Source organism: Micromonospora sp. ALFpr18c (assembly GCF_008868155.1).
Classification (GTDB): domain Bacteria; phylum Actinomycetota; class Actinomycetes; order Mycobacteriales; family Micromonosporaceae; genus Micromonospora.
In genome coordinates this window covers 1-11,229 of the sequence record NZ_WBKR01000202.1, presented here as the reverse complement: position 1 = coordinate 11,229, position 11,229 = coordinate 1, and the positions used below count along the sequence as shown (strand labels likewise).

The following is an 11,229-nucleotide window of genomic DNA, read 5'->3' as shown; positions in this document are numbered from 1 at the left end:
CCAACTACCGGCCCACCTCGCCGGCCTCGCCGCCCTGCTGATCCCCGAACGCCGGGAACGCACCTGCCCCCGCGCCGTCAAACGAGCCCGCCACAACAGCTACCGCGTCAAGAATCGCGACGAGCCGGCCAGCATCCGCCACCCAGACCCAGCCACCGTTCACATCTACCGTCTTCGACCCCACACAACATGATCAACTTAAGCTACGTGGCATTGGGCTGGAGTCGACCACAGCGAGGCCCGAGTGCGCCACCTCCGGCCTATTCGGCAGCCATTTTGCCGCCTCGAGCGGCCCGCTACCTGCAGTTCTCATCGCTATGATTTAGGTCACCGATAATGGGATGTCGAGGCCCGGATCGTTGTGGCAGCATCAATCCCGCAACGGACCGTGATATGCCGATCGAATCCTTTCTGTCCGGTCGGGATCTGGCGGCCGCCGGTCGCTTCGTCGACAAATTTGTCAGAGTCGACACAGTTATCAGAGAAGATTGGCTCACGCATGGGCAAGAACAAGCCGCGCAAGATCGTGCTGGCGTTCTCCGGAGGGCTCGACACCTCGGTCATCCTCAAGTGGCTGCAGATGGAGTACGACGCCGAGATCGTCACCTTCACCGCGGACCTCGGCCAGGGTGAAGAGGTCGAGATCGCTCGGCAGCGAGCCCTGGCCCTCGGGGTCAAGCCGGAGAACATCTACATCGAGGACCTCCGCGACGAACTGGTCCGCGACTTCGCCTTCCCGATGTACCGGGCGAACGCCGCCTACGAGGGCTACTACCTGATGGGCACCCCGATCGCCCGGCCGCTCGTGGCGAAGCGGCAGATCGAGATTGCCCGGGAGGTCGGCGCCGACGCAGTGGCCCACGGTGCGACCGGCAAGGGCAACGACCAGCTGCGCTTCGAGCTCGGCTACTACGCCCTCGCGCCGGACATTCAGGTGGTCGCGCCGTGGCGGGAGTGGGGCATGGCCGGGAGAGCCGACCTGATCGCGTTCGCCGACCGGCACGGTATCGAGGTCGCGAAGGACAAGCGCGGCGAGGCACCGTACTCCGCCGACGCGAACATGCTGCACATCTCCTGCGAGGGCAAGACCCTAGAGGATCCCTGGCTCACCCCCGACGACGACGCGTGGGTGCGGGTTACTTCGCCGGAGGACGCCCCCGACGAGCCGACCACGATCGAGGTGGAGTTCGCCCAGGGTGACCCGGTCGCGATCGACGGAGAGAAGCTGGACCCGGTGACGCTGCTCACCCGGCTCAACGAGCTCGGCGCGGCGAACGGCATCGGCCGCATCGACATCGTCGACACCCGGTACGTCGGCATCAAGTGCCGTGGCCTGTTCGAGAACCCCGGCGGCACGATCTGGCAGGTCGCCCACCGCGCCGTGGAGTCGATCACGCTGGACCGGGGCGAGTCGCACCTCAAGGACGAGCTGATGCCGCGCTACGCGGAGCTGGTCTACAACGGCTACTGGTTCGCCCCCGAGCGCGAGATGCTGCAGGCGCTCGTCGATAAGAGCCAGGAGAGGGTCGACGGGGTGGTGCGGCTCAAGCTCTACAAGGGCAACGTCATCGTCGAGGGGCGCCGCAGCCCGAACTCGCTCTACAATCAGGACCTGGTCAGCTTCGAGGCTGGCGGTGACTACCGCCAGCACGACGCCACGGGTTTCATCAACATCAGTTCCCTGCGGCTGCGCCGGCTCGGCGAGGTACGCGGCGGCGCCCGATGATGGCCGTGACCAAGCGCCAACTATTGACGATCGACGATCTGACGGCGTACGAGATCCTGACGATCGTCGAGGTCGCCGACGCCTTGGAGAATCAGGCCCGCGACATCGGATATCTGCCGCCGCTGCTGCGCGGAAAATGCCTCGGAATGATTTTCGACGAGACGTCGCTGCGGACCCGGACCGCATTCGAACGCGCGATGGGTGATCTCGGCGGTCAGGCAATTCATTACAACGGGGCCGAGGCGCGTGTCGGACAGCACGCGAAGAAGACCGAGCACCTGCCCGATTTCGTGAACGTCGCGGGCCGTTTCAATGACGTCCTGCTGAGCCGGATCTACGACTTCGACACCCAGGAACGGATCTGTGAATTGTCACCGGTGCCGTTCATCAACGGTATGTGCGACAAGCACCACCCGACCCAGGCCCTGTGCGATCTGCTGACCGTGAAGCGGCACTTCGGACGGCTGGAGGGGATCTCCGTCGTGTTCGTCGGCGACGGGACGAACATCGCCCTCTCGCTCGCGCAGTCCGCCGCGAAGGTCGGGATGCGCTTCACCTGTGCCACGCCGGCCGAGTTCGCGCTGCCGGTGGAGCAGACCGCACGCCTGGCCGGCTTCACCGCCACGACCGACGCGCGGACCGCCATGGCCGGGGCCCACGTAGTGGTCGCCGACGCGTGGATCCCGATGAACAAGGCGCACGAGGCCGAGGAACGCCGGGCGGTCCTGGCGCCGTACCGGGTGACGCCGGATCTCATGGCGCTGGCCCGGCCGGAGGCGATCTTCCTGCACAACCTTCCCGCGTACCGGGGTGACGAGGTCGTGCCGGAGGTGATCGACGGACCGCAGTCGATGATCTACCCCGAGGCGGTCGCCCGGCTCCATGTCGCCCGGGCGCTGCTGCTCTCGTTGCTGCACCCAGACTGGTTCGGGATCGTGGCGGCGGCCGAGGCCGGTCCCGGGACCCTCGCCCGCCTGCTGTCCGAGCTGACAGAGCTTCCGGGTATGAAGGTGTCCGCATGACCACTGAGGCCAGGGCTGCCGCCGTACGCAGCATGGCGGCGATCGGTGCCAGTGCCCACTACGACGGCCGGCTCGCCCGATACGACGTACTCGTCTCCCGGGCCCACGTCACGATGCTGCTCCGGCAGGGCATCGTCGAGTCCGAGATCGGCACCACGCTGCTGGCGACCCTCACCGAACTGGACGACCTGCTCCGGGCGGGCGGCAGTCCGCTCGACCCTGGCGCCGAGGACGTCCACACGGCGGTCGAGGAGTACCTGGAGGCGCGGATCGGCCCCGGCGCGGGTTGGCTGGGGACCGCCCGCGCCCGCAACGATCTCGCCGTCACCGCGCTGCGGCTCTGGCTGCGCGACCGGACGACCGAGCTCGGCGCGAAGATCCTCGCGGTGGTGGACGCGCTTGTCACGCAGGCCGAGCGGCACGCCGCGACCGTCATGCCGGGCTTCTCGCACCTGCAGGTCGCCCAGCCGCTGACGTTCGGCCACGTGTGCCTGGCGTACGCCGCGGCCTTGCTGCGCGACGCGGAGCGGATGCTCACCGCCCGCGCCGCGCAGGACGAGTGCCCGCTGGGTTCCGCGGCCCTGGCCGGCACCGGCTTCCCGATCGACCGGAAGGCGGTGGCGGAGGCACTCGGGTTCCGATCCCCGACGTTGAACTCGCTGGACAGCGTCGGCGACCGGGGGTTCGCCCTCGACTTCCTGAACGCCGGCTCCTGTCTGGCGCTGGACCTGTCCCGGCTCGGCGCGGAGCTGGTCTTCTGGTCGTCGCAGCCGGTCGGGCTGGTCCGCCTCCCCGACGAGCTGGTGACCAGCTCGTCGGCGCTGCCGCACAAGCGCAACCCCGACGCGGCCGAGTTGCTGCGCGGCAAGAGCGGCCGGGTCCTCGGCAACCAGCACACCCTGCAGACGGTGGTCAAGGGACTGCCGCTGAGCTACTTCCGGGACCTGCAGGAGGACAAGGAGCCGCTGTTCGACAGCGCCGACACCCTGGCGACGGCGCTGGACACGGCGCTCGCGCTGGTCACGCTGCTGGAACCGGACGCCGCGGCGATGCGCCGGGCCGTCGACGTCGCCTTCCTCACCTCCAGCGACCTCGCCGACTGGCTGACCCGCGAGCGCGGCGTCCCCTTCCGCGAAGCCCATCACCTGGTCGCGGCGCTGGTCCGCCTGGCCACGCAACGGGGAACCACGCTCACCGGGCTCTCACCCGAGGACCGGCTCGGCGTCGACCCGCGGCTGGCGGGCGACTGGCCCGACCTCTCCGTGGAGGCCTCGGTCGCCGCCCGCGACAGCCCGGGCGGTACCGCGCCGAAGCGGGTCGCCGAGGCTGCGGCCGCGCTGCGCTCCCGCCGGGCCGAACTCGCCCAGCGCATCGACGAACACTGCGTCATCGTGTACGAAGGAGAGACCGGGAAGTGACCACGAACGATCTGGCGGCCAGCCGGGAGCAGTACCGTACGGCCGGCTACACCGTGCTGACAGGCCTCTATAACGCGGACGAGATCGAGGGCTTCCGGCAGGAGTGCGCCCGGCTCTGGACCCTCGACGGGCTCGACGACGACCTGAACCTGCGTACGGAGTTCCGGCGCGGTCCCGACGGCAGATACATCTTCGACCGTCTCGACCCGGTCCTCGACATCTCGCCGGCGCTGAGCCGCGCGGCGACGCACCCGGCGCTGCTCGGGGCGCTTCAGGCCGTCCTCGGCGGCGCCGCCAAGCTGGTGAAGTGCAAGCTCATCCGCAAGGAACCGGGCACGAACGGCTACGCCGCACACCAGGATTTCCTGTATTGGCGCTGGCTCGACAAGCACCCGGAGACGCTGTTCACGGTGGCCATCAACCTCTATCCGAGCGACGAGCGCTCCGGCGGGATCGGATTCTACCGCGGTGCCCACCACGAACTGATCCCCGGGCCCGGCGGCGACACCGAGGCTGACTGCGACCCGGCCCGGCTCGACCCGTCCACCGTCGAGGTCCCCGCGCTGGACGCCGGCGACGTCCTGGTCTTCCACTCGCTGGCCCCGCACTTCAGCAGCCGCAACGACAACGACCGCCCGCGGACCATCCTGCTGCCGAGCTACTGCGTGACCGACGAGTCCGGGCTCTACGACAAGTACTACAAGCGCGAGATCGTACGGCGCTGCGAGGAGTTGGTCGGCTTCGAGCGGTACTTCGCGCGCAGCGAGGCGTTCTGACATGCATGTCCTGTTGCTCCACCCCGTGGCAACGTGGTCGCTCGGCCGCGTCGCCGCAGTGTGCGGCCGCGAAGGCTGGCCGCTGACGATCGTGACGATCGAGAGCTCGACCGTCGCCGACACGACGCCGGTGCACGAGTGGATCAGAGTGCCTGCCTTGTCCGATTCCCCCGAGGTGCTGCTGGCGCAGATGGGGGACCGGCAGTTCGGCGCGGTCGCCGCCGGCAACGAGTTCGCGGTGATCGCGGCCGACGTGCTGGCTCGGGAGTTGGGCGTTCCGCACAACGACGTGGCCGGGATCCGCGCCTCCCGCAACAAGTCACTCATGCGGGAGATGTTCGCCCGGCAGGGCGTGCCGCAGCCGGCCACTGTCGCCCGGCTCGCCTCGCCGGCCGAGAGCGCCGGGCTGGACTGGTCTTCGGTGACCTTCCCGGTGATCGTGAAGCCGGTCGACATGGCCATGAGCCTGTTCGTCCGCAAGTGCGACTCTCGGGAGGAGGTCGACGAGACGCTGACGCGGATGGCGGCCTTCACGACGTCGCGGCTGACGAACTACGAGTTCACTGCGGGCGCGCTCGTCGAGGAGTTCGTGGACGGGCCCGAGTTCAGCCTCGAATGTGTCGTGCAGGACGGCCGAGTGGTGACGCATGCGCTCACCCGCAAGTTCGTGTCCGCGCTGCCGGCCTGCTACGAGATCGGTCACCGGTCCGGCACCGAGATCCCGCAGCGGCACCGGGACCCGCTGCTGGGGGCGGCCGAGCGCATCGCCGCAGGCTGGGGTATGCCGCAGGGGGTGATGCACGTGGAGCTGAAGATGACCGACGAGCGGCTGGCCGTCATCGAGGCCGCCGCCCGGCCGGCCGGCGGGCACGTGCCGGAGATCGTCGAGCTGCAGCACGGGCTGTCGCTGGAGGAGGCCTACCTGTTCGCCCGCGCCGGCCGGCCGTGGAAGGGCACGCCGGCGCAACCGGCCGGGACATGGCACGGGATCCGCTTCCACTTCGACGAGCGCACCGCCGTGCCGCGCCCGGACAGCGTCGAGGTCGTCCGGGTCACCGAGGACGCGGAGGGCGTCGTACCCGGCGCGGAGCCGTTCTCGGTCAACCGCCGCACCGGCTACTCGGTGCTGCGCGGCTCGTCGCTGGATGAGCTGGACGGATACCTCGGTGCCCAATGAGCCCCGGGTCGTCGTCGTGGGCGGCGGCCCCGGCCTGTGCGACCGCCTCCGACAGGCGAGGGCGCAGATCACGCTGGTCGACACCCCGGCCGGGCACGACCCGGCACTGCTCCGCATCGCCCGCCGTACCATCCTGACCGGGTACGACGACCCGGCGCTGATCCCGGCACTGGCGGCGATCCACCGCGACGACCCGTTCACCGCCGTGTTGTCGTTGACCGAGCCGGGGCTGCTGCCCGCGGCCCGGATCGCGGCGGCCCTCGGGATCGAGGCCGTACCGCCGGAGGTCGTCGGCCGTACGCGCGACAAGCTCGCCATGCGCCACCGGCTGCGGGAGGCGGGCTTCTCGGACGCCCCCGCGACGGTCGTGGCCGACGCCGCCGCCGTCCGCGCGTTCGGCGACGAGCACGGCTACCCGGTGATCGTGAAGCCGCGGCATGGGCAGGGCAGCGAGAACGTGGCGTGCTTCCGGGGCCCCGGCGACATCGTCATGCCGCCCCCCGGTGCCGACGACTACCTCGCCGAGCCGTACTTCGCCGGCCCGGAGTACTCGGTCGAGGCGTTCAGCCACGCCGGCGAGCACCGCATCGTCGCGATCACCGGCAAGCTCACCCAGGACGACGACCCCGACAACCCGTTCGTCGAGATCGGCCACGTGGTTCCGGCGCCGCTCCCGGCGGCGGCCGCGGCGACGATCGAGGCGTACGTGAGCGCGTTCCTCGACACCATGGGGATCGCCGACGGCTGCACCCACACCGAGGTACGCCTGACCCCGACCGGACCGCAGGTCATCGAGACGCACACGCGCGTCGGCGGCGATTCGATCCCCACGCTCGTCCGGCAGGCCACCGGCCACGACCTGCTCGACATGCTGGTGGACTGGACGCTGCGCCGGTCCGGGCCGGGCGAGCCCTCGCCGGGGGCACCCGGTGCCGCCGCGATCCGCTACTTCACGCCGCCTCCCGGCCGGGTTACCGCAGTCCACGGGCTGCAACGCCGCCAAGGGTTGCCGGGCGTCCTGAAGGTGCACCTGCCCCTGCGGCCCGGCGACACAATCCCGGCCGTCAAGGACTCCCGGAGCCGGGCCGGATACGTGATCGCGGTAGCCCCGGACACCGACCGGGCCGTTGCCCTATGCCGAAAGGTCATCACCGGGATCACGATCGAGGTCGGGTAACGTGCCCCCGGATTTTCAATACCAATTCACGACAGGCGGCATAACGGTGCAGGACGAAACAAACAAGGGCGGCGGACTGATCCGGGGTCGGTTCGACGAGGGCCTCGACGACGTGATGGCGAAAATCAACGCCTCCATCGGGTTCGACCGCCGGATGGCCTCGCAGGACATCGACGGCTCCGTCGCCCACGTCACGATGCTCAACGCCCAGAAGATCATCTCTGTGGAGGACGCCGACGCTATCAAGGCCGGGCTGACGACGATCCGCGAGGAGATCGCCTCGGGCCGCTTCACCTATTCCGTGGAGCTCGAGGACATCCACATGAACGTCGAGGCCCGCCTCGGCGAGCTGATAGGCGCCGCCGCCGGCCGGCTGCACACCGCCCGTAGCCGCAACGACCAGGTGGCCACGAGCTTCCGGCTCTGGGTGCGCGACGCCCACGACCGGGCGCTGGAGCTGGTCCGCACCCTCATCGAGGTGCTGGTCGAGCAGGCCGCACAGAACGCCGGCACGATCATGCCCGGCTACACCCACCTGCAGAGCGCGCAGCCCGTGTCGTTCGGTCACCACCTGATGGCGTACGTCGAGATGTTCGGGCGTGACCACGGACGGCTCAGTGACGCCCGTACCCGCATGAACGAGTCCCCGCTGGGGGCGGCCGCCCTGGCCGGCACGTCCTTCCCGATCGACCGTGACCTGACCGCGGACCTGCTCGACTTCGCCCGGCCGATGCGCAACTCCCTGGACGCGGTCTCGGACCGCGACTTCGCCATCGAATACCTGTCGGCGGCCGCGCTGTGCATGACGCACCTATCCCGGCTCGCCGAGGAGATCGTGCTGTGGATGTCGCCGCAGTTTGGCTTCATCACGATGTCGGACCGGTGGACGACCGGCTCGTCAATCATGCCGCAGAAGCGGAACCCGGACGCCGCCGAGTTAGTCCGGGGCAAGACCGGCCGGGTGCACGGCTCGCTGACCGGCCTGCTCGGGGTCATGAAGGCGCTGCCGCTGACGTTCTCCAAGGACATGCAGGAGGACAAGGAGCAGACCTTCGACGCCGCCGACACCCTGGAACTCTGCCTCAAGGCCATGATCGGCATGCTGCGGGACCTGCGCCCTAAGCCCGAGGCCATGCTGGCTGCGGCCGGCAGCGCCCACTCGACGGCGACCGACCTCGCCGACTGGCTGGTCCGGGAGTTGGGTCTGCCGTTCCGGGAGGCCCACCACATCACCGGACGCCTCGTGCGCCTGGCCGACGAGCACGGCAGCGACCTGGCCGGGCTGTCGCTGCAGGACATGCACTCGGTCGACGCCCGCATCACCGACGCGGTCTTCACCGTCCTCGGCGTCGAGGACTCGGTCGTCTCCCGCCGCAGCTACGGCGGCACCTCACCCGAGTGCGTCGCCCGCGAGGCCGAACAGTGGCGCGCCCGGATCGAGGAATTCCGGGCCGGATGACGACCTACCGAGCGCTCTTCGCCGTACGCGAGTTCCGGGTCCTGTTCGTCGTCCGGCTCTTCGCCATGACCGCCGTCGTCGTCTCCGGGCTGGCGCTGGGCACCGTCATGTACGACGAGACGGGTTCGCCGTTCCTGACGGCGGTCTCGCTCTTCGGCGGCCCGCTGGTGCAACTCCTGTCGGCCCGCTACCTGCTGGCCTCCTCCGACCTGCTGCGCCCGCGGACGGCGATGGTCTTCATGGCGTGCGTGGCACTGGCCATGGCGTCGCTGCAGATGATCCCGGGCCTGACCTGGTGGGCCCGCTTCCTGATCCTTGCCGGCGGCTACGTGGCGCTGTCCGCGACCTCGGGCGCGGTCATCGCGCTGCTGTCGGACATCGTGCCCAAGCAGTCGTTCATCCTGGCCCGGGCCACCCTGAACATCACCGTCGGCGGCATGCAGATCATCGGGTACGGCATCGGGGCCGTCCTGCTCGCGGCGGCGTCGACGACCTGGCTGTTCCGGATCGCGGCCCTGGTCAGCATCGTCGCGGGCGGGACGGCCCGACTCGGGCTGCCCGACCTGCCGGCACGCGCCTCGGGCAAGGTCGTCGCCCGTAGCCGCGCCGTCAACCGCGAACTGCTCACCTCGCCGTCGCTGAGGCCGCTGTTCCTCATGATGTGGGTGCCCAACGGGCTGGTCGTGGGCTGCGAGGCGCTGTTCATCCCGTACGCCACCGACCGGGCCGGATACCTCTTCGCCGCCGGAGCCGTCGGCATGCTGGCCGGCGACGTCATCGTGGGCCGCTTCGTCCCCGAACACCGCCGCGACCGGCTCATCCTGCCGATGCGCCTACTGCTAGCGGTGCCGTTCCTCGTGTTCCCGCTGTCGCCGCCGGTGCCGCTGGCGGCAGTGCTCGTCGGGCTCTCCGCCTTCGGATACTCGGCGTCGCTGCCCCTGCAGGAGCGACTCGTCCACGCCACCCGCGACGACGTACGCGGCCAGGCGTTCGGCCTGTCCACCACTGGCCTGCAGGTCGGCCAGGCCATCGGTGCCTTGGTCGCCGGAGCCTTGGCCGAGGCGCTGGCCGGTATGCGCGGCGTCGGGTTGGCGATGGCGGCGATGGCCGTGATGTCGCTGCTCGTCGTCGCGGCGCTCGTCGATGGACTGAGGCGCTCGCAGCCCGCCGAGGTGCTCGCAGCCTGACGATGCCGGCCCCGGAACGCGTTTCCCGGGGCTACCCGAAATCCATTTCCCAGGACCGCCCGACCGATTTTAGAACCGGGTTGTCTACCCGCTTGCCCATTTTCCGGCCCGCAACACGCATTCCCGGGGGAAAAACCACATGTCACAGACCGCGATCTCGCCACGGCTGCTGTTCCAGCGAGCCACCGTACGACCCCGGGACGAGGCCGTCTTCATCGTCAAGCTGCTGGTCCTCGCCGTGCTCACCGCCGCCGGTGCCTGGTGCGCCCTGCAGCCGACGGTCGCGGTGACGGTGGCCGGCGTGGTGCTGCTCGGACTCGCCTACACCCATGCCGTGGAGCTGCAGCACCAGTGCCTGCACCACTCGGCGTTTCGCCGCTCCCGGCTGCACCGGATCGTCGGAGTGCCGCTCGGTCTGCCCCTGATGGTCGCCTACAGCCACTACCGGGTACGCCACCTGCAGCACCACCGCGCCCTCGGCACGCCCGACGACACCGAGTTCTTTGGCTTCGACACCCGGCAGCCGCTCACCGCCGGCACCCTCGTGCGCGGCTTCATCGACCTGCGTCGCCTCGCCGCCGTCGCCCGAGACACGGCCCAGTGCGTCGCCGGCCGCTGGGAGTACGACATGGGCCAGATCTCCCCGCGCAGCCGCAAGGCGATCGTCACCGAATACCGGCTGTTTGCCGCGGCCGCCGTCCTGCTGCTGGTTGCCTGCGCCCTCGGCGGTGGCGAATGGGTACTTCGGCTGTGGCTACTCCCCCTCGTCGTCGCCATGCCGATGCATTTCCTGGTCGAACTGCCCGAGCACATCCTGTGCGACACCGAGAGCATCGACGTACTACGCAACACCCGCTCGATCACCGGCAGCCCGCTGACCACCTGGTTCACCAACGGCAACAACCTGCACATCGAGCACCACGCCGCGATGAACGTGCCCATTAACCGGCTCCGGGAACGCCACGGCGAGGCCCGAGAGCTGGGCCTTCACGTGCAACGCACGTACGCGGATTTCTTTTTGATCGTTGCCCGGGAGATCTGGAGGAACCGCGACCGTTCCCGCGCCTGAGCCCCAGATCCTCGACTCCGATCACGGCGTCCGGGCGTGGCCGCCAGCGGATTCCAGAGTGGTGGGCAGGTTCAGACAGTCGAAGCATTTGTCTCTACGAGTTCGGCGAAAATCTCGGAGGGCTTCTTCCAATTGTGGATCTTACGGGGTCGGTCGTTGATTTCGGAAGCTACCATCGCTAAGTACTTCGGGTCGGACGTGATCGGGATGCCTTTCGG

Annotated in this window: 10 protein-coding genes; all 10 read left to right on the top strand. The window is 69.4% G+C overall.

All coding sequences use genetic code 11. From position 1 onward, the window contains the following. Positions 1–193 (top strand): hypothetical protein (locus F8271_RS33425; RefSeq protein WP_225854587.1); only part of this gene is annotated, 193 nt, incomplete at its 5' end. Between the two features lie 306 nt (positions 194–499). Continuing rightward, positions 500–1,726, top strand: a complete 1,227-nt coding sequence (locus tag F8271_RS26255) for an argininosuccinate synthase (RefSeq protein ID WP_151492497.1) — start codon at positions 500–502, stop codon at positions 1,724–1,726. Between the two features lie 5 nt (positions 1,727–1,731). Next, positions 1,732–2,748 carry an ornithine carbamoyltransferase gene (locus tag F8271_RS26250; protein ID WP_192580463.1) on the top strand — a complete coding sequence of 339 codons (1,017 nt, stop codon included), beginning with the start codon at positions 1,732–1,734 and terminating at the stop codon, positions 2,746–2,748. Further along, complete coding sequence (gene argH / locus F8271_RS26245) at positions 2,745–4,166, top strand: argininosuccinate lyase (RefSeq protein ID WP_225854775.1); 1,422 nt, start codon at positions 2,745–2,747, stop codon at positions 4,164–4,166. Before F8271_RS26250 ends, argH (F8271_RS26245) begins: the two co-directional genes overlap by 4 nt. After that, complete coding sequence (locus F8271_RS26240) at positions 4,163–4,942, top strand: phytanoyl-CoA dioxygenase family protein (protein ID WP_192580462.1); 780 nt, start codon at positions 4,163–4,165, stop codon at positions 4,940–4,942. The genes argH (F8271_RS26245) and F8271_RS26240 overlap by 4 nt, the downstream gene beginning before the upstream one ends. A 157-nt stretch (positions 4,943–5,099) precedes the next feature. Then, complete coding sequence (locus F8271_RS26235) at positions 5,100–6,119, top strand: acetyl-CoA carboxylase biotin carboxylase subunit family protein (protein ID WP_192580461.1); 1,020 nt, start codon at positions 5,100–5,102, stop codon at positions 6,117–6,119. Further along, entirely contained in the window at positions 6,109–7,296 is a 1,188-nt protein-coding gene (locus F8271_RS26230) for an ATP-grasp domain-containing protein (protein WP_192580460.1), read from the top strand. Before F8271_RS26235 ends, F8271_RS26230 begins: the two co-directional genes overlap by 11 nt. A gap of 46 nt (positions 7,297–7,342) precedes the next feature. Further along, positions 7,343–8,755: an argininosuccinate lyase gene (gene argH / locus F8271_RS26225; protein WP_225854774.1), complete on the top strand. Its 1,413-nt coding sequence runs from the start codon at positions 7,343–7,345 to the stop codon at positions 8,753–8,755. Further along, positions 8,752–9,942, top strand: a complete 1,191-nt coding sequence (locus tag F8271_RS26220) for an MFS transporter (protein WP_151492493.1) — start codon at positions 8,752–8,754, stop codon at positions 9,940–9,942. The genes argH (F8271_RS26225) and F8271_RS26220 overlap by 4 nt, the downstream gene beginning before the upstream one ends. Positions 9,943–10,081: 139 nt before the next feature. After that, complete coding sequence (locus F8271_RS26215) at positions 10,082–11,011, top strand: fatty acid desaturase (RefSeq protein WP_151492492.1); 930 nt, start codon at positions 10,082–10,084, stop codon at positions 11,009–11,011. Positions 11,012–11,229: the final 218 nt, after the last annotated feature.

Excerpts from the sequence above, each read along its gene's own strand:
- F8271_RS26255 (WP_151492497.1), top strand. The coding sequence starts at position 500 with ATGGGCAAGAACAAGCCGCGCAAGATCGTGCTGGCGTTCTCCGGAGGG.
- argH (WP_225854775.1), top strand. The coding sequence starts at position 2,745 with ATGACCACTGAGGCCAGGGCTGCCGCCGTACGCAGCATGGCGGCGATC.
- F8271_RS26220 (WP_151492493.1), top strand. The coding sequence starts at position 8,752 with ATGACGACCTACCGAGCGCTCTTCGCCGTACGCGAGTTCCGGGTCCTG.
- F8271_RS26215 (WP_151492492.1), top strand. The coding sequence starts at position 10,082 with ATGTCACAGACCGCGATCTCGCCACGGCTGCTGTTCCAGCGAGCCACC.